The organism is Micromonospora sp. NPDC007220 (genome assembly GCF_040634035.1).
GTDB classification, from domain to species: Bacteria; Actinomycetota; Actinomycetes; order Mycobacteriales; family Micromonosporaceae; genus Micromonospora; species Micromonospora reichwaldensis.
On sequence record NZ_JBEYEU010000004.1, the window covers coordinates 152,214 to 170,178 of the forward strand.

Annotated in this window: 14 protein-coding genes and 1 pseudogene; 8 read left to right on the forward strand and 7 right to left on the reverse strand. The window is 74.8% G+C overall.

Annotation, left to right across the window (positions count from 1 at the left end):
* Positions 1-99: 99 nt before the first annotated feature.
* Positions 100-1,557, forward strand: coding sequence for a M1 family metallopeptidase (locus ABZ573_RS11265; protein ID WP_358117554.1), 1,458 nt, complete (start codon positions 100-102; stop codon positions 1,555-1,557).
* A gap of 6 nt (positions 1,558-1,563) precedes the next feature.
* On the opposite strand, the gene ABZ573_RS11270 is transcribed toward ABZ573_RS11265, so the two are convergent.
* Positions 1,564-2,688 carry an LCP family protein gene (locus ABZ573_RS11270; RefSeq protein WP_358117557.1) on the reverse strand — a complete coding sequence of 375 codons (1,125 nt, stop codon included), beginning with the start codon at positions 2,686-2,688 and terminating at the stop codon, positions 1,564-1,566.
* A gap of 136 nt (positions 2,689-2,824) precedes the next feature.
* Between ABZ573_RS11270 and ABZ573_RS11275 the strand changes: the two genes are divergently transcribed.
* Complete coding sequence (locus ABZ573_RS11275; protein ID WP_358117560.1) at positions 2,825-4,519, forward strand: GMC family oxidoreductase; 1,695 nt, start codon at positions 2,825-2,827, stop codon at positions 4,517-4,519.
* Positions 4,520-4,533: 14 nt separating this feature from the next.
* Here the strand turns inward: ABZ573_RS11275 and ABZ573_RS11280 are convergent, their stop codons facing one another.
* Complete coding sequence (locus tag ABZ573_RS11280) at positions 4,534-5,568, reverse strand: Brp/Blh family beta-carotene 15,15'-dioxygenase (protein WP_327029561.1); 1,035 nt, start codon at positions 5,566-5,568, stop codon at positions 4,534-4,536.
* 25 nt (positions 5,569-5,593) lie between these two features.
* Complete coding sequence (locus tag ABZ573_RS11285; protein ID WP_192581494.1) at positions 5,594-6,292, reverse strand: bacteriorhodopsin; 699 nt, start codon at positions 6,290-6,292, stop codon at positions 5,594-5,596.
* A 286-nt stretch (positions 6,293-6,578) separates the two neighbouring features.
* Here ABZ573_RS11285 and guaA point away from each other — a divergent pair, with 286 nt between their 5' ends.
* Positions 6,579-8,135 (forward strand): glutamine-hydrolyzing GMP synthase, encoded by a 1,557-nt coding sequence (guaA, locus tag ABZ573_RS11290; protein ID WP_151456083.1) that lies wholly within the window; start codon positions 6,579-6,581, stop codon positions 8,133-8,135.
* Between the two features lie 7 nt (positions 8,136-8,142).
* Here guaA and ABZ573_RS11295 read toward each other — a convergent pair whose 3' ends face one another.
* Positions 8,143-8,460 carry a PspC domain-containing protein gene (locus ABZ573_RS11295; RefSeq protein WP_151456082.1) on the reverse strand — a complete coding sequence of 106 codons (318 nt, stop codon included), beginning with the start codon at positions 8,458-8,460 and terminating at the stop codon, positions 8,143-8,145.
* 144 nt (positions 8,461-8,604) lie between these two features.
* On the opposite strand from ABZ573_RS11295, the gene ABZ573_RS11300 reads away from it, so the two are divergent.
* From ABZ573_RS11300 to ABZ573_RS11310, 3 genes are all read left to right on the forward strand, one after another.
* On the forward strand, positions 8,605-9,552 hold the full coding sequence (locus tag ABZ573_RS11300; protein WP_151456081.1) for an NUDIX hydrolase: 948 nt from the start codon (positions 8,605-8,607) through the stop codon (positions 9,550-9,552).
* A 114-nt stretch (positions 9,553-9,666) separates the two neighbouring features.
* On the forward strand, positions 9,667-10,587 hold the full coding sequence (locus ABZ573_RS11305; RefSeq protein ID WP_358117567.1) for an NUDIX domain-containing protein: 921 nt from the start codon (positions 9,667-9,669) through the stop codon (positions 10,585-10,587).
* Between the two features lie 362 nt (positions 10,588-10,949).
* Positions 10,950-11,870: a CDP-alcohol phosphatidyltransferase family protein gene (locus ABZ573_RS11310; RefSeq protein ID WP_358117570.1), complete on the forward strand. Its 921-nt coding sequence runs from the start codon at positions 10,950-10,952 to the stop codon at positions 11,868-11,870.
* Between the two features lie 67 nt (positions 11,871-11,937).
* On the opposite strand, the gene ABZ573_RS11315 is transcribed toward ABZ573_RS11310, so the two are convergent.
* From ABZ573_RS11315 to ABZ573_RS11325, 3 genes and pseudogenes are all read right to left on the reverse strand, one after another.
* Positions 11,938-13,191, reverse strand: a complete 1,254-nt coding sequence (locus ABZ573_RS11315) for a phosphatidylserine decarboxylase (protein WP_151457468.1) — start codon at positions 13,189-13,191, stop codon at positions 11,938-11,940.
* A gap of 820 nt (positions 13,192-14,011) precedes the next feature.
* Positions 14,012-14,197 (reverse strand): annotated as a pseudogene (locus ABZ573_RS11320) (hypothetical protein); the annotation flags it as partial.
* Complete coding sequence (locus ABZ573_RS11325; protein ID WP_358117573.1) at positions 14,194-15,834, reverse strand: PspC domain-containing protein; 1,641 nt, start codon at positions 15,832-15,834, stop codon at positions 14,194-14,196. The gene ABZ573_RS11325 and the pseudogene ABZ573_RS11320, both read right to left, overlap by 4 nt.
* Before the next feature lie 171 nt (positions 15,835-16,005).
* On the opposite strand from ABZ573_RS11325, the gene ABZ573_RS11330 reads away from it, so the two are divergent.
* On the forward strand, positions 16,006-17,271 hold the full coding sequence (locus tag ABZ573_RS11330) for an ATP-binding protein (protein WP_151455192.1): 1,266 nt from the start codon (positions 16,006-16,008) through the stop codon (positions 17,269-17,271).
* The gene (locus ABZ573_RS11335; RefSeq protein ID WP_132230977.1) at positions 17,271-17,957 is read left to right on the forward strand and encodes a response regulator transcription factor; all 687 of its coding nucleotides are present in this window, start codon (positions 17,271-17,273) and stop codon (positions 17,955-17,957) included. Before ABZ573_RS11330 ends, ABZ573_RS11335 begins: the two co-directional genes overlap by 1 nt.
* The last annotated feature ends 8 nt before the right edge of the window (positions 17,958-17,965 follow it).

Consider the following 17,965-nt stretch of genomic DNA (forward strand, 5'->3'; position numbering starts at 1 on the left):
CCCGCCCGCCCCCGTGCGGCAGGGCTGGCGGCACCCGCCGGCGCGGGTCCACCACGCTCGTCGGTGGGGCAGCCGGCGACGCAGGGAGGAGAAGAGGCGATGACGCTGTCGCGGCGGACGCTGTGCGCGGGCACCGGCCTGCTACTGGCCGGGATGCTGGGGCTGGCCGGCTGCGGGTCGGCCGAGGAACCGGTTCCGGCCCCGAGCACCGCCGCGCCGGCCGCGCCGCGCCAGTTCCTCCTCGGCGCGGCCGGCGTCGGCGACGCCTACTTCCCGACCTACGGCAACGGCGGGTACGACGTCAGCCGCTACACGGTCAAGGTGCGCTACGACCCGGCGGAGGACCGGTTGACCGGAACCACCACCGTGCAGGCGGCGGCGACCGGCGACCTGTCCGCGTTCAACCTGGACCTGGCCGGGCTGACCGTGCGGTCCGTGACGGTGGACGGGGCCCCGGCGAAGCACGGCCGCAAGGGCGACGAGCTGGTGGTGACTCCGGCCCGTGGCCTGATCGCCGGCAACGGCTTCGTCGTCGAGATCGCGTACGACGGCAAGCCGGAGCCCCTGCGCAACGAGGTCCTCGGCAGCGGCGGCTTCCTGCACACCGACGAGGGGGCGATCGCGCTCGGCCAGCCCGAGTCGGCGAGCACGTGGTTCCCCGTCAACGACCATCCCTCGGACAAGGCCACCTACGACTTCGAGATCACCGTGCCGAAGGGGCTTACGGCGGTCAGCAACGGTGTGCCGGCGGGAAAGAGCACGACCGGCGACTGGACCACCTGGAAGTGGGCCGAGCGCAGCCCGATGGCGAGCTACCTGAGCACCGTGGTCATCGGGAAGTTCCGGATCACCGAGGGCGAGCACAAGGGACGGCCGGTGTTTCACGCGGTCACCACCGACCTGCCCTCGGGCGCGGCGGACCGGTCGATCGCCGACACGGTCAAGGTGACCGACTACCTGGAGAGCGTCTTCGGGCCGTACCCGTTCGAGGCGTACGGCGGTGTGGTGATCTCCGACGCCCGGATCCGGTACGCCCTGGAGACGCAGAGCCGCCCGGTCTACTCCGCGAGCTTCTTCTCCCGCGGCGAGAACACGGCCGTGGTCGCCCACGAGATGGCGCACCAGTGGTTCGGCAACAGCGTGTCGCTGGCGAGGTGGCAGGACATCTGGCTCAACGAGGGCCTGGCCACGTACGCCGAGTGGCTGTGGGCCGAGCACGACGGCGGGCGCACCGCCCAGCAGGAGTTCGACGCCCGGTACGCGGGCTCCTCGGGCCAGGTGTGGCGGACGCCGCCGGGCGAGCCGGGGGTGGCGAACCTGTTCAGCGAGTCGGTCTACCAGCGTGGCGGGATGACCGTGCACGCGCTGCGGGTGGCCGTCGGCGACAAGGCGTTCTTCGAGATCCTGAAGACCTGGGCGGCGCAGAAGCGCGACGCGAACGCGACCACGGCCGAGTTCGTCGCGCTGGCCGAGCGGGTCTCGGGCAAGCAGCTCGACGACCTCTTCGAGGCGTGGCTGTACGGCAAGCAGCGGCCGGACCGTCCCGAGCGGGTGTGACGACGCTCAGCGCGTGACGCGCAGCTTCGGGTTGGCGGCGAGGTAGGCGTCGGCCCGGCCGGCGCGCAGCTCGGTGAGGAACTTCCGCCCGGTCTGCGTGAGCTCCTCGCCCCGGTAGGCGCTGCCCCTGCCGACGCCAGCGCCGGGCAGGTCGACCAGCACGAACCTCTCCGGCGTGAGCCCGCCGAGGGCGTACGCGACGTCCACGACGCGCGGCCCGCCCGCGTAGACCAGGGTGTCGCCGAGCGCGTCGACCACCTGCTGGACGCGCTCCGGCTGCCGGGCCAGGTCCTCGCCGAGGATCTTCGTGGCCAGCGCCTTGACCAGCTGCTGCTGGTGGCGCTGCCGGGCGTAGCCGCCGCCGGTGACGTAGCGCTGCCGGGCGTAGTCCAGCGCCTGCCAGCCGGTGAGGTGCCGCTCGCCCTTCTCGTAGACCATCTGTGGCCCGGTGTAGCCGCCACCGCCCGGCGCGGGCTCCCGGTGCCGGCCGTCGGGGCGGCGGTGCAGCGATTCCACCCGCTGATCGACGTAGAGGTCCACCCCGCCGAGGCTGTCCACCAGCCGGTCGAAGCCGTTGAAGGTGAGCACCGCGCCGGCGTCGAAGCGCAGCCCCGTGTAGCCGCTGACCGTGCTGCGCAGCAGCTCGTAGCCCTGGGCGGTGCTCGGCTGCTTCGGTTTGCCGGGCACCCGGCTGCCGTAGCTCATCGCGTGGGTGAGCTTGGTCCTGCCGCCGCGGTAGCCGGCCTTCGGGAAGGCCGGGATGTCGACCAGCAGGTCGCGGGGGAGGGAGAAGAGGTACGCCCGGTCGAGTCCCTTCGGCACGTGCAGCACCAGCACGGCGTCACCGTGCGGCTCCCAGCCCGGCACGCTGACCCGGGTGTCCACCCCGACGAGCAGGAGGTTGAGCGGGCCGGTGATGCCGGCGCCCGGCGTCGCGGTCGGGCTCGGGCTCGGGGTGGGGCTCGCCTGCGGCGTCCCGGTGGCGCCCGTCGGCCCGATCGCGCGCCGCGGCCCGTCGTCGCGGACGAGCCGGGTGACGACGAGGGCGCCCGCGGCCACCAGGACCACGACCGCCAGGGCGGCCAGCCCCAGCACCCATCGCGGGCGTGGCGCCCCTGTCCGCTGAGTCATGCGACACCCCCGGTGATGACAACGCCTCGACGGGGGCGCCGAGTTGTGGGCGGGCGCCTCCGGGATCGTGGACCGGAGCATGATCCCGCGAAATCGGGCGCTGGCGCGATGGCTACCGAGCGGTAATGATGCGGTCATGCGGTACGACGTGCTCGTCATCGGGTCCGGCTTCGGCGGCAGCGTCACCGCGCTCCGGCTGGCCGAGAAGGGCTACTCGGTCGGGGTGCTGGAGGCCGGGCGTCGCTTCGCCGACGACGAGTTCCCGCAGACCTCCTGGCGGCTGCGGCGCTTCCTGTGGGCGCCCCGCCTCGGCTGCTACGGCCTCCAGCGGCTCACCCTGCTGCGCCCGGCCGACCGGAAGGCCGGCGGCGGCGTGCTGGTGCTCTCCGGCGCCGGGGTCGGCGGCGGCTCACTGGTCTACGCCAACACCCTCTACGAGCCGCTGGACGCCTTCTACACGGACCCGCAGTGGCGGGACGTCACCGACTGGCGCGACGAGCTGGCCGGCCACTACGACCAGGCGAAGCGGATGCTCGGCGCCACCACGTACCCGCTCGTCACCCGCGCGGACCGGGCGATGCGGGCGGTGGCCGACCGGATGGGGGTGGGGCACACCCACCACGCCACCCCGGTCGGCGTGTTCATCGGCCGCCCCGGCCAGCGGGCCACCGACCCCTACTTCGGTGGCGCCGGGCCGGAGCGCACCGGCTGCACGCACTGCGGCGCGTGCATGACCGGCTGCCGGCAGGGTGCGAAGAACACGCTGGTCAAGAACTACCTCTGGCTGGCCGAGCGACTCGGCGCGCGGGTGCACCCGCTGACGACGGTCACGGCTGTCCGCCCGGCCGGCGACGGATACGCGGTGCACACGGTGCGCACGGGGGCCTGGCTGCGCGCGCGGCGGCAGGTGATCCACGCCGACCAGGTGGTCTTCGCGGCCGGCGCGCTCGGCACCCAGCGGCTGCTGCACGCGATGAAGGCGGAGGGTGCCCTGCCCGCGCTCTCGCCCCGCCTCGGCGAGCTGACCCGGACCAACTCGGAGGCGATCCTCGGCGCCTCGGTGCCCCGCCGGCAGGCCCGCGCCCAGGGGCTCGACTTCACCGAGGGGGTGGCGATCACCAGCTCGTTCCACCCCGACCCGCAGACCCACGTCGAGCCGGTCCGCTACGGCCGGGGCTCGAACGCGATGGGCCTGCTCCAGTCGCTGCTGGTCGACGGCGGGCCGCGCCGGGTCCGCCGCTGGCTGGGGATCCTGCTGCGCCAGCCCGGCACGGCGGCCCGGCTGCTGTCGGTGCGTGGCTGGTCGGAGCGGACGGTGATCGCCCTGGTCATGCAGTCGGTGGACAACTCGCTGACCACCCGGCTGCGGCGCGGCCCGTTCGGCCGGCACCTGGTCTCCGGGCCGGGCCACGGCGCGCCCAACCCGACCTGGATCCCGGCCGGCAACCAGGCGGCCCGCCTGCTGGCCGAGGAGATCGGCGGTACACCCGGCGGCGCCCTGACCGAGCCGTTCGACATCCCGATGACCGCCCACATCCTCGGCGGAGCGGTGATCGGCGCCACCCCGGCCGACGGCGTGATCGACCCGTGGCACCGGGTGTTCGGCCACCCGGGGCTGCACGTGGTCGACGGCGCGGCGGTCTCGGCGAACCTCGGGGTGAACCCGTCGCTGACCATCACCGCCCAGGCGGAACGCGCGATGTCCTTCTGGCCCAACAGGGGCGACGCGGACCCGAGGCCGCCGCTGGGTGAGCCGTACCGCCGGCTGGAGCCGGTGCCACCGCGCCTCCCGGCGGTGCCGGCCGACGCCCCCGGTGCCCTGCGCAGCTGACCAGGGCCCAGTGGTCACCTTGTCCAGCCTGACGGCTCCGGCCCGCGTCGCTCCGTCCAGGCGACCAGGACCGCGTGCGGGAGGGTCAGCGCGGCCAGCACGGCGAACGTCGCGGGCAGCGGGTCCGACCGGTGGCCGGGCCAGGCGACCAGGGCGATCAGCGCGGCGACGGCCACCGCCGTGGGAGCTGCCGCCTGCCGGGCGAAGCGCCGCAGCGGCGGCCCGACCCGTCCGGCCGCCAGGTCGGCCGTGTTACGCGGGTCGTGCCGCAGCAACCGGGCGACGTGGCGGCAGGAGTGCCAGGCCGCGAAGTACGCCCCCACGGCCAGGGCCGGCGGCACGGTGCCGAACAGCCCGGCGAGGAGGACGGGTTCGACGGCGTCGCGGGCGCGTCCGGCGCGGGCGTACCGGATCGCGGTGACCGCGACCGCGCCCAGCACGGTGGCCAGCGCCAGCGCCCGCACCTCGACGGTGAGCAGCGCCGGTGCCCGAGGTGCCACTGCCGCCAGCAACGGGTCGACCTGGTCCCGCCACAGCGCCAACGGGACGACCACCGGCGGTCCCCCGTGCGCGAGCACGGCGGTCACCCTCGCCCGGACCGGCCGGCGGTCCCGCTCGGCGTGGAACGCCACGTCGGCGGTGCCGAAGTGGACGACCGACACGAGGAGGAAACCGACCAGCGCCAGGTCCGGCGCGGCCAGGAAGGCCGCCAGCCCGGCGCCGGCCACGGCGGTGTAGACCACCAGCAGCGCCACGCGCGCCGCCAGCGGCCGGGCGCGCTCCGACAGTCGAGCGGGCACGAGATGGTCGACCGCGCCGTGCGGCAGCCCGAGGAGCAGTCCCGCGACCAGGAAGGCCGGCGAGCCGCCCGGCCCGGCGGCGTCGATCAGCGGCGACATCGCCAGCAGCCCGCCGAGCGCGAGCTGCGAGGCGGTCCCGGCGCGCCGCAGCAGCCGGTCCGGCCGCCCCGGGCCCTCCGCCGCGCCGGTTGTCGTGCCCGCCGGCGGTCGTCGGGTCCGGGCGGGCGCCCGGTCGTCCGACGCCGGCACCCGGGAGCCGGCTCCGGTGGCCGGGTCAGACGACGGTGAGGTGACCACGGTTTGACAGGGCGCGTAGCCGGCCGAGATCGAGGATGCTCCAGCCCACCTTCGACACGATGGACAGCACGACGAGGAGCAGGCTGGTGGTGGCGGAACTGAACAGGCCGACCCCGGATGGGCCGAGGATCCAGAACACGGGATAGCCCGCCCAGAGCGCGCTGAGCAGCAGTGCGGCCTCCGTGTAGACCCCCGCGATCTCTTCCGGCTGGCGGTGCGCGTGGGCGCGCAGCGGTCCCCAGATCAGGGCGTAGACCGCGAGCAGGGCCAGCACCCCGATCGCGTACAGGGTGTAGCGGGCCGCGCCGTCGGCCGTGAGGTCGGCGAACAGGCCGCTGAGGATCACCACCACGTTCGCCCCGGCGAGGACGCCCATCAGCCGCCAGCAGCGTCCGGGCAGGGAGTGCGTCGCGGTCAGCATCAGGGCCACCAGCAACAGTGGGGCGGTTACCACCCAGTCGACGTACCGCGCCCAGTAGAGCGTGTGGCCGGCCACCTCCGTGCGCCCGCCGCCCAGCGCCATGAGCAGGTACCAGGAGCCGGACCAGAGCGGGATGGCGATCGCGACCCGGTACTCGCTGCGCGGGACTCCCCGCGGGTCCGCGCGCCACCGGCTGAACAGCACGACTCCGCCCGCCATGGCGGCGACGTACATCCACAGCCACCACTCGGTCATGCCCACCCCCGGCCGGCTCCCGGCGTCCCGCGCCCGCCGCTGCTGACGACCCGGGCGTACGGCCGGGCAGCCGCCCGGACCCGTCGGGTCCCGTGCGTGCCCCGGCGGCGGGCGGTACGGACACCGTATACGGGTCAAAAAGCGCATACAGGCCTAATCACTTCCGCCGGAAGGGCGGTGGCGCGCCGGATCGCCCGTACGGTGGGCGACGTCACCTCCGCCGCGACGGCGGCGTGGGGGCGGACCGGCGGGGGGCGCGGCGGCGTCGTCGGTAGGATTTGCTGCCATGAGCACGCCTCGCCCCGTCCTCGTGGTGGACTTCGGAGCCCAGTACGCCCAGCTCATCGCGCGTCGGGTGCGTGAGGCCAACGTCTATTCCGAGATCGTGCCGCACTCGATGCCGGTCGCCGAGATGCTGGCGAAGGACCCGGCGGCGATCATCCTCTCCGGCGGCCCGTCCAGCGTCTACGCGCCGGGCGCCCCGCAGATCGACGCCGGCATGTTCGAGGCCGGGGTGCCGGTCTTCGGCATCTGTTACGGCTTCCAGGCGATGGCCCAGGCGCTCGGCGGCACGGTGGCCCGCACCGGCAACCGCGAGTACGGCGGCACCCCGCTGCGTCCCCGCCTGCTCGACCCGGGCGTGCTGCTCCGCGACCTGCCGGCCGACCTGCCGGTCTGGATGAGCCACGGCGACTGCGTGACCGAGGCCCCGGCGGGCTTCACGGTCACCGCCGAGTCGGCGGGGGCGCCGGTCGCCGCGTTCGAGGACGTGGCCGGCCGCCGGGCCGGCGTGCAGTTCCACCCGGAGGTCGGGCACACCGCGCACGGCCAGGAGATGCTGCGCCGCTTCCTGCACGACATCGCCGGCATCGCGCCGACCTGGACGCCCGAGAACATCATCGACGAGCAGGTCGCCCGAATCCGCGAGCAGGTCGGCGACAAGGAGGTCATCTGCGGCCTGAGCGGCGGGGTCGACTCGGCCGTCGCCGCCGCGCTGGTGCACAAGGCCGTCGGCGACCAGCTCACCTGCGTCTTCGTCGACCATGGCCTGCTGCGCGCCGGCGAGGCCGAGCAGGTGGAGAAGGACTACGTCGCCGCCACCGGCATCAAGCTCAAGGTGGTCGACGCGGCCGACCGGTTCCTCGGCGCCCTGGCCGGGGTCACCGACCCCGAGCAGAAGCGCAAGATCATCGGTCGGGAGTTCATCCGGGTCTTCGAGGCCGCGGCGCGGGAGGTCGCCGCCCACGGCGACGTCGAGTTCCTCGTCCAGGGCACCCTCTACCCGGACGTGGTGGAGTCCGGCGGCGGCACCGGCACCGCCAACATCAAGAGCCACCACAACGTCGGCGGCCTGCCGGAGGACCTGAAGTTCGCGCTGGTCGAGCCGCTGCGCACGCTGTTCAAGGACGAGGTCCGGGCGCTCGGGCTCCAGCTCGGCCTGCCCGAGGCGATGGTCTGGCGGCACCCGTTCCCGGGCCCGGGCCTGGCCATCCGGATCATCGGCGCGGTCGACCAGGAGCGGCTCGACCTGCTCCGGCGGGCCGACCTGATCGCCCGCGAGGAGCTCACCGCCGCCGGCCTGGACCGGGGCGTCTGGCAGTTCCCCGTGGTGCTCCTGGCCGACGTGCGTAGCGTCGGCGTGCAGGGCGACGGCCGCAGCTACGGGCATCCCGTGGTGCTGCGGCCCGTCTCCAGCGAGGACGCGATGACCGCCGACTGGTCCCGGCTGCCCTACGAGGTGGTGGCGCGGATCTCCACCCGGATCACCAACGAGGTCGCCGAGGTCAACCGCGTGGTGCTGGACGTCACGAGCAAGCCGCCGGGCACGATCGAGTGGGAGTGATCCCGCCTCACGCCGCCGGCGGATAGGTCGGCTGCGTGGGCGGCGCCACGGTCGGCTGCGCCACCGTGGGCGGCGGGGCCTGCGCCGGGTGCGGCCAGGCGGGCGCGTCGGCCGGCTCCTCGGGCATCAGGAACCACATGATCGGGTACGCGAGCAGCGCGAGCCCGCCGGTGAGCAGGCCGGTGACCGCGAAGACCACCCGGACCAGGGTGGGGTCGACGGCGAAGTACCGGCCGAGGCCGCTGGCCACTCCGGCGACCATCCGGTCCGTGACGGGGCGACGGAGCTGCTTGTACGGGGGCTGGGGAGGGGCGGTGTAGGTCATGTCTCCACGGTCCGCGCCCGTCGTCGGGCCGTCCTCGGTGACCGCCCGGATCCCTACCCTGACCCGCCCCTGAGGCGCGAGCATTCAGTCAGGAATCTGACTCTTTTCGATGGAGGTAACCCGGGCCGGGGAGAATTTGCCCCCGTGACCACCATGCTGGAGCCGCTCCGCAGGATCGCGGCATACGCAGTTTGTGCTGATTCAGTCGGCCGGGTGTTGCTGGTCCGCGCATCGGAGCGCTCCGGCACCCCCGGCACGTGGTCGCTGCCCGGCGGGGCGGTCGACCACGGTGAGGATCCCCACCACACCGTCGTCCGGGAGACCGCCGCCGAGACCGGCCTCTCCGTCACCGTCGCCGGCCTGCACGACGTGCTCGCCGACATGCGGGCGCTGCCGGAGCGGGGCATCACCATCCACACCGACCGCCTGATCTACCAGGTCTCGGTCCGTGGCGGGACGCTCGCCGACCGGGTCGACCGGCCGACCGACCTGGTTCGCTGGTTCACCCCGGCGGAGGCCCGCGAGCTGCCGCTGCGGTCGTTCACCGCGCGGGCCCTGGGCCTGCCCGCCTCGTCCGCCGACATCGTTCCGGACGAGGCGCCGGAGTTCCCCTCGTTCTACGCCGTGCCCGGCCCCGACGGGCTGCACCGGGCCCAGCGCTTCGCCGCGTACGCCGTGGTGACCGACCCGGACGACCGGGTGCTGCTCACCCGGGTCTCCGACGGCTACCCGGGCGCGGGCTGCTGGCACCTGCCCGGCGGCGGCACCGACTACGGCGAGCAGCCCGGCGCGGCCCTGATCCGGGAGCTGGTCGAGGAGACCGGGCAGACCGGGCGCCTCGTCGAGCTGCTCGGGGTGGCCAGCCACCGGGACGCGGCCTCCCTCGGCCCCGAGGGCTACCCGATCGACTGGCACGGCGTCCGCGCCTTCTACCGGGTCGTGGTCGACAAGCCGGCCCCGCCCACCGTCGCCGACGTCGGCGGCTCCACCTGTGAGGCCCGCTGGTTCGGCCGCGAGGAACTGGGCGCCCTCCCCACCGACCGCCTGACCGAGGTGACGGCGGAAGCCGTCCAGGCCGCCCGCCTGGCCTGACCGCCCGGCCCCCTGTTCCTTGATCACGAGGTCGACCGGGCGGCACGCCGGACCCGCTGCGGCTAACCTCATGATCGACGGAACGGGTCGGCGCGGGCGGGGGAGTGCGGGCGGGTGGAGAAGCGGCGGCGGGTCGGCGCGTTCGGGGTGTGTCGGGGCGCGGACGGGCGGGTGTTGCTGGTCCGGGGTTCCGCCTCGTGCCCGGTCCCGGGCGTCTGGCAGGTGCCCGGCGGAGGCCTCGAACACGCCGAGCACCCGGCGCACGCGGTGGTCCGCGAGTTCGCCGAGGAGACCGGCCTCACGGTGGAGGTGACCGGGCTGCGGGCGGTGTCCGCCGACGTCACGACCTTCCGTGCCGCCGACGTCGCGCTGCACACCGATCGCGTGGTCTTCGACGTCACCGTGCGGGGCGGTGAACCCCGGCCGGAGCCGGCCGGCGGCACCGACGAGCTGGGCTGGTTCACGACCGACGAGGCGGCGGCGGTGCCGCTCATGCCGTTCACCGCCGAGTTGCTCGGCGTGCCCGTGTCGCCCCTGCCGTCCGATCTGCCCCGCTCGCCGGCGGAAGGTCCGGCCACCCCGTCCGACCGGAGGCAGCGCTTCGGGGCGTACGGCCTGGTCACCGACCCTGCCGGCCGGGTGCTGCTCACCATGATCGCCGACGGCTACCCGGGCGCCGGCCGGTGGCACCTGCCCGGCGGCGGGACCGACCACGGCGAGCAGCCGGTCGCCGCGCTGCTGCGCGAGCTGGTCGAGGAGTCCGGCCAGCTCGGTCGGGTGGTCGAGCTGATCGGCGTCGACAACCTGCACAACCCGGCCGCGCTGGGCCCGGAGGGGCGCCCGCTCGACTGGCACGGCATCCGGGTGCTCTACCGGGTGGCGGTGGACGCGCCCACGGAGCCACGGGTGACCGAGCTCGCCGGCGGCTCCACCGCCCGCGCGGGCTGGTTCACGCCGGAGCAACTCGCCGGGCTGCCGCTGAGCGGGATCGCCGCACTGGCGCTGGCCAATGCCCCTACCGACGAGCGTCCGTAACCGGACATCGGTGTCCCCGGCACCCGCTCACCGAGCCGACGGAGACGGGGTCCGGTACATTCGATGTGGGGTTGGTGGAGGAAACGGGCGATGGAGCCCGAGATGGGAATAAGAGAGCGGTACGCGCGGTTAGACCAGATATAAGTACCGCCGGCAGCTATCGCCAATCCCCGTTCCCCTATGCGATGGTGTACTCCGCAAAACGGCTGCCGGGCCAGAAAGGTCCGGCACGAGACAGCCGGACAGCCGCCCTCGCGACGGTAAACCGATCCGGTGATGGAGGAAACGTGCCGAGAGCCCCATGGCGCCGGCGTCGTACCACTGACAGTCCGCGTCCCGCAGGGCGTCGTTGGGCGGGCCCGTTGCGCCGCAGCAGCACGCTCGCCCGGCAGGTGCTGCTGGTCCGGGTGGGGCGCCGCGACGGCGACCTGCACGCGACCAGCGACCTCTCGATGTCCGAGCACCGCTACGCCGACCGGCCGCGACGCCGCTACGGACTCACCCGGGTCGAGCGCGCCGACGTCGCCTCGATCGTCCCGGTCAGCCCCGCGCTCGGCCCCACGACCCCGGTCGACGACGACTCGGCGATGTCGATCCCGCTGCTTCCGGGCGAGCGGACGGTCGCCCGCCGGATGAAGTTCGCGGTGGTCAACGCCTGCACACTCAGCAGCCTGATGCTCGGCATGCTGGCCATCTTCCTGGCCATGCAGGGCGAGGTGCGCGTCGCCGCGCTCTGCCTGATCGCCTGCGTCGTCTTCGACGGCCTCGACGGCGCGCTCGCCCGCAAGTTCGGGGTGGCCAGCCCGTTCGGGGCGCAGATGGACTCGCTGGCCGACATGTGCTCGTTCGGGCTCGCCGCCCCCGTGGTGGTCTACGCCTCGCTGGCCGGTTCGGTCTCCACGCCGGCCGCCGCGGTGGCCTGCGCCCTCGTGGCGGCGTGCGCGGCGATCCGGCTCGCCCGGTTCAACGTCTCGCCGAAGGACGGCCGGTTCTTCTGCGGCGTGCCCACCACCATGGCCGCCGCAGTGCTCGCGCTGACCGTCGCCATCGGGCTGCCGGTGCCGGGCATCGTCCTGGTCGCCGGCGTGGCGCTGCTCGCCTTCGCCATGGTCTCCAGCTTCCCCTACGCGAAGCTCGCCCGGCTGCTGAAGCTGCCGCCGTGGCTGTGGCTGGCCCCGGTGATCGGCGCGCTGATCGACATCCGGCTCACCTTCGCCCTGATCGTGGTCGGTTACCTGGTCAGCGGCCCGGTGCTCTGGCTGCGTCAGCGTCGTACCGCCTGACACACGTACGCGAGAAGGGGCGCCGCGCATTCGCGGCGCCCCTTCTTCGTGTCGTCCGGCCCGGGCCTCAGCGCCAGCGGGCGATGACGGTCGAACCCCCGACGACCTTGTCCCCCGGGCCGACCAGCGGCTCCGCCGCGTCCGCCGGCAGGTAGACGTCTGTGCGCGAGCCGAACCGGATCAGGCCGAAGCGCTCGCCCCGGGCCAGCAGCGCGCCGATCGGCGCCCGCTGCACGATCCGCCGGGCGATCAGGCCCGTGCGCTGCGCCACGACCACCGTGCCGCGCGCGGTGTCCAGCACCGTGTACGCGGCCACGTTGTGCTCCGCCGCCGGCTTCATCGCGTTGGCGAAGCCACCGTCGGCGACGAAGTAGTCGACCACCTTGCCGGCCACCGGGGCACGGTTGACGTGCACGTCCAGCACCGACAGGAAGACCGCGATCCGCAGCCACTCGCCCTCGCCGAAACGCTCGTCGTGCAGCCGCTGCACGGACAGCACCCGACCGTCGGCCGAGGCGACGACCGCCGACGGGTCCTCCGGCACGTCGCGCTCCGGGTCCCGGAAGAAGGCGGCCACGGGAGCGGCGGCCAGGGCCGGGAGCAGCCAGAGCTTCGACTTCGGCCGGGTCGCCCGGGCCACCGCGGCCAGGCCCAGCGCGATGCCGGCCGCGGCCACCCCGTTGGAGTCGATGTGCATCCCACGGGTCAGCGGGACGCTGGACGGGCGGTACGCCGGCGCCAGCCGGGCCGCCGACGCGGCGTCGGCCGGGGTGTAGCGGAGCCGGTACACCCGCAGCGGCGGCGTGTTGCGCAGCACCAGGTCGACCCCGACGCCGTACAACGCGCCCTGCCGGTCCAGTTCGGCGGCGGCGCCCGCGGTACGCCCCGGCGTCGCGGTCGTGGCCACGCTCAGCACCGCGCCGTCGGCGAGGTACTTCGTCAGGCCCTCGACGGCGGCGCGGGTCTCGTCGGCCGTGCCGGTGAGCGGCTCCGCGGCGACGACCACCGCGGCCGGCTCGGCCTCGGCGAGGGTGTCGACCACGCGGACCCGGTCGGCCACCCAGCGACCCTGGGCGGTGACGTGCTCCCGGAGGGCCGCCGGGGAGGCCGACCCGGCGGGCACCAGGGTGAGGGTGTCGCCGGGCAGCAGCGCGTCGATCGCCGCGGTCAGCACCGCGGACTCGGGCGTCGCGCCGACCAGCAGCGCGGCCTTCGGATCGTTGATCCGGGCGAGCTCGGAGACGAGGGTACGGGCGGCTCGCTCGCCGATGCGGACCGGACCGGACCGGCCGAAGGTGCGCACGGCGGGGGACTGCGTCATGTCGGACGGACTCCTGACGGGTAGAGACGGGAATCGCGGCGGGACCGCCACGGCGGCGCGTCCGGCCGGCGCGGGCGGCCAGGTCGGTGCGGCGGCCAGGTCGGCGCGGGCCGGCCGGCGGAGGCGAGTTCTCCACGGCCAGCATAGGCCGCCGCCGACGACGGCCGCACCGCTGTGGTCAGCCGCGCGGGTGCTCCCCACCGGCCGACGGCCCGTCGGTCCGCCGGGACAGGGCGTCCTCGTCGGCGGCGCGGTCCTCGACCGCCTCGGGCCGGACGTCGGTGACGGCCTCCGTCGGCCACTCGTCGGCCTCGTCCCCGGCCCGCAGGCCACCCGTCGTCGGCCCGACCGTCGCCGGCGTATCCGTGGTCGCCCCGCCGGTCGTCGGCACCTCCGCCGTCTGCCCGACCGTCGCCGGCGTCTCCGTGGTCGCCCCGCCGGTTGTGGGCACCTCCGCCGTCTGCCCGGCGGTCGTCGGTTCCTCCGCCGGCTGTCCGCTCGGCGGCAGTCCGGCCGTCGTCGGTGCGCCGGTGGTCGGCGCGGAGACGTCCCACTCGGACCGGGTGCCCCAGTCGGTCGGCTCGCCCCAGTCGGAGCGCCGGCCGCCCCACGCCGTCGGCTCGTCGGCCGGCGCGGGCCGGTCGAGGTCCCAGCGGGTCGGGTCGATCCCGGTGGCCTGTCGGTCCGTGGCCCGGCCCGCCGGTTCCGCGCCCGGCGGGGTGGAGACGGGCGCGACGGTGTCCGGGGCGACCGCGTCGGAGGCGGTGGTGTCGGTGAGGGCGTCGCCGGAGGGGGCGTCGCCGGGCGTGGGCGCGGCGCCGGACCGCCCGGATCGCAGCGCGCCCAGCAGGCCCAGCAGGCCGATCAGGATCAGCGCGCCGGCCAGGAACCAGCCGACCGGAGGGAGGGCGAGCCCGAGCAACTGGGCGAGCAGCCACCACGCGGCGAGGCCGAGGAAGATCAGCCCGAAGGCGAAGGATACGATGTCGGTGCGGTGGGCCTTCACCGGGTCACCTCCAGGTTGCCGGCGTTGACGTGGATGTAGAGGCGCAGCGTGCCGCCGCCGGGGCCGTCCGGACCCAGGTCGGTCGTCTCCCGCAGCTCGCCCGCCAGCCCGCCGGAGTGCTTGCCGAAGACGACCGCGTCGCCGGCGTTGACGTCGGCGACCGTGGTGACGTCGACGTTCGGCGGCACCACCACCGTGCACTCGCCGAAGTTGACGGAGACGGTGATCTCGGTGTTCTTCTTGTCGAAGTCGACCGCGCGCAGGTCCAGGACCGTGTCGCCGAAGCTGTTCTCGTACCGCAGGGCGAGGTCGCGGTGGTCGGTGGGCGCCCAGGTGACGTTGCCGTCGACGCCCCGGATCCGGTCGTAGGACTCGGCCACGGTGGCCACGCCGAGCGCGGCGGCGGCCACCACGCCGAGCGCGATGAGCCAGCGGGCCCGTCCGAACCAGGTGCCGACCAGCAGGCCGAGCCCGATGGTGGCCAGCGTGGCCGCGAAGTAGGCCGACGCCCCGATGGCGTAGACGTCCAGCAGGTCGACGACGGCGACCACGCCCAGGGCGAGGAAGATCAGCGAGAACGTCACCGCGCCGAGCGGGGAGCGCTCCTTCGGTCGCTTCGGCGGCTTCGGCGGCTTGCGCGGTGCGGGCGGCACGACGGTCTGCCCGGCGTACGGGCCGTGCGGGGCGAACGGGGGCCGGTAGCCCGGGGGCCGGGGCGGGGGCACCGGGTGGCCCGGTCCCGGTGCGCCCGAGGTCGCGGCGGGCCAGCCGGACGTGGGCGCTGCCGGGGGCCAGCCGACGGTCGGCGTACCCGCGGGTGGACGGGCGGGCGGGGCCGGGGCGGCCGGCGGCCAGGCGGGCAGCTCGGCGGTCGGTGGGGAGACCGGGGCGCTCCAGGCGGGCTGGGCGACGGTCGCCGGCGGGGCCGGGACCGGGCCCGCTCCGGGGGCCACGGCCACGGTCGGCGGGGCCGCGTACGCGACCGGGGCGGGATGGCCGACCGGTGGCACCGGCCCGGGCGGGGCGGTGGGCGGAACGGGCGGGACGGGGCCGACCGGCGCGCCCTGGGCGGCCCTGTTGTCGCGGTTCAGCAGCAGCGCGCCGCCGATCAGGATCGTGGCGCCGAGCAGCACCGCCCGGAACGCGTCCGTGACGATGTAGCCGAAACTGATCGCGACCAGGATGCTCAGCACGATCACCGTGACCGGGGACATGCTGGACCGGCCCCGGCCCAGCATGGACTCGACGGGAGAGGCGCTGTCCCCCTCGCCCGGGATGATCAGCCAGGCGGTGACGTAGACCAGGATGCCGATGCCGCCGAAGAAGCCGAGCACCGCCAGCAGCACCCGCCAGAGGACCGGGTCGGTGTTGGTGGCCCGGCCGATGGCGGCGCAGACGCCGGCCAGGTAGCGGCCGTCGCGGGGGCGCACCAGGCCGTACCGCGAGGTGAAGCCGGCGCCGCCGAACGACGGCTGCGGTCCGGGGCCCGGCGGTGGCGTCCCGCCCGCGTCCCCGGCGGGGGGCGGCGCGGCCACGGGGGGCGGCGCGGCGGAGCCGGCGGGCGGTGGCGCGGTCGGCGGTGGCCCGCCCGGCTGAGCGGCCCGGGGGTCGGCGGGGTGGGCAGCTTCCTCGGTCATGCCTCGATCCTGCTGCCCCGACCCGCCGGACGGCCTCAGGACCCGACCCTGACCCCACCCTGAGATCCCGGCGGCCCGAATGTCGGGGGCGTCCCCGTGGTCGGGCCCCGGTGCGTCGTGTGACGATCGATCCGACACCGGAAACGGACCGTCGCCCGCTCCGTGCCCGCCGTGACCAGGGAGTCTCCGATCAGCGCCGTGACCCAGCCACCCCGCCTCTACCGCGCCCCCGAGCACCGGATGGCCGCGGGGGTGGCCGCCGGCATCGCCGACCACCTCGGCATCTCGGTGCTGCGGGTACGGGTCGCCTTCATGGTGCTGCTGGGGCTGAGCGGGCTCGGCCTGCTGCTCTACGCGGCCTTCTGGGCGGTCGTGCCGCTGCGCCCGGGCGACACCGCCGTACCGGCCCGCAGGGACGTCGCCCAGCTGCTGCCGTTCGTGGCGATCGGCCTCGGCGTGCTGCTGGTGCAGGTGATGGTCTTCGACTCGGTCGGGGCGGCGGGCACCGCCGGCTGGCTGGTCGCGATCATCGCGGTCGGCGCCGGGGTGATCTGGCACCAGTCGGCGCCGGAGCGGCGGCGGCAGTGGGGCGACTCCATGCCGGTGCCCTGGCTGGGCGCGGTGGTGGAGGAGAGCGACCGGCGGGCCTTCGTGCTCCGGTTCATCGGCGGCGGGGTGCTGGTCGCGGTGGGCATCATCGGCGTCGCCGCGGTGTACTCCCCGGCGCAGAACTTCGACGCCGTGCTCAACGGCGTGATCTTCGCCCTGGTCGGGCTGGCCGGGGTCGGCGTGGTGGCCGCGCCGGTGCTGTGGCGGACGTACAACCAGCTCCGGTCGGAGCGCGAGGGGCGCATCCGGGAGCAGGAACGGGCCGAGCTGGCCGCCATGGTGCACGACCAGGTGCTGCACACCCTGGCCCTGATCCAGCGCAACGCGAGCGACGTGAAGACCGTCCAGCGGCTCGCCAGGGGGCAGGAACGCTCGCTGCGCAACTGGCTCTACAAGCCCACCGGCTCGCCCACCGAGCGGTTCGCCGCCGCCCTGGAGCAGGCCGCCGCCGAGGTCGAGGACACGTTCGCGATCACAGTGGAGGCGGTGGTGGTCGGCGACCGGGAGACCGACGAGCGGGTCGGCGCGCTGGTGGCGGCCGCCCGCGAGGCGCTGGTGAACGCCGCCCGGCACGCCGGGGTGCAGACCGTCTCGCTCTACGCCGAGGTCGAGCCGGATCAGGTCAGCGTCTTCGTCCGGGACCGGGGGAAGGGCTTCGACCCGGATACGGTGGAGGACCACCGGCACGGGGTCCGGGGCTCGATCATCGGGCGGATGAAGCGACACGGCGGCCGGGCGGAGATCCGCTCCGAGCCGGGGGAAGGGACCGAGGTCCGGTTGATCCTGCCGATCACCCGCGACCCGGCAACGGCGGAGAGGGACAAGTGATGACCGAGCAGTCGATGGAACCGGTCGAGGGGGCGGCTGCCCGCGCCGAGCGGCTGCGGGTCTTCCTCGTCGACGACCACGCCATGTTCCGCGCGGGGGTCCGCGCCGAGCTGGGCGCGCACGTCGAGGTGGTGGGCGAGGCGAGCACCGTCGCCGAGGCGGTCACCCGGATCGCCGCCACGCTGCCCGACGTGGTGCTGCTCGACGTGCACATGCCCGACGGCGGCGGCCGGGCGGTGCTGGAGGCGATGCGGCGTACCCACCCGCAGGTCAGGTTCCTGGCGCTGAGCGTCTCGGACGCGGCGGAGGACGTGATCGGGCTGATCCGGGCCGGCGCGCGGGGCTACGTCACGAAGACGATCTCTCCCGAGGAGCTGGCCGCCGCGGTCCGCCGGGTGGCCGACGGCGACGCCGTGTTCAGCCCCCGGTTGGCGGGGTTCGTGCTGGACGCGTTCGCGGCCCGTCCCGACGCCCCGGTGGCCGACCCGGAGCTGGACCAGCTCACCAACCGCGAGCGCGAGGTGCTGCGGCTGCTCGCCCGGGGGTACGCCTACAAGGAGATCGCCAAGGAGCTCTACATCTCCATCAAGACGGTGGAGACGCACGTGTCCAACGTGCTTCGCAAGCTCCAGATGTCCAACAGGTACGAGTTGTCCCGCTGGGCGGCCGACCGTCGGCTCGTGTGATCCAATTC

Bases quoted from the DNA above. Each gene is read 5' to 3' on its own strand.
- ABZ573_RS11265 (WP_358117554.1), top strand. From the start codon at position 100: ATGACGCTGTCGCGGCGGACGCTGTGCGCGGGCACCGGCCTGCTACTG.
- ABZ573_RS11270 (WP_358117557.1), bottom strand. From the start codon at position 2,688: ATGACTCAGCGGACAGGGGCGCCACGCCCGCGATGGGTGCTGGGGCTG.
- ABZ573_RS11275 (WP_358117560.1), top strand. From the start codon at position 2,825: ATGCGGTACGACGTGCTCGTCATCGGGTCCGGCTTCGGCGGCAGCGTC.
- ABZ573_RS11285 (WP_192581494.1), bottom strand. From the start codon at position 6,292: ATGACCGAGTGGTGGCTGTGGATGTACGTCGCCGCCATGGCGGGCGGA.
- guaA (WP_151456083.1), top strand. From the start codon at position 6,579: ATGAGCACGCCTCGCCCCGTCCTCGTGGTGGACTTCGGAGCCCAGTAC.
- ABZ573_RS11295 (WP_151456082.1), bottom strand. From the start codon at position 8,460: ATGACCTACACCGCCCCTCCCCAGCCCCCGTACAAGCAGCTCCGTCGC.
- ABZ573_RS11315 (WP_151457468.1), bottom strand. From the start codon at position 13,191: ATGACGCAGTCCCCCGCCGTGCGCACCTTCGGCCGGTCCGGTCCGGTC.
- ABZ573_RS11325 (WP_358117573.1), bottom strand. From the start codon at position 15,834: ATGACCGAGGAAGCTGCCCACCCCGCCGACCCCCGGGCCGCTCAGCCG.
- ABZ573_RS11335 (WP_132230977.1), top strand. From the start codon at position 17,271: ATGACCGAGCAGTCGATGGAACCGGTCGAGGGGGCGGCTGCCCGCGCC.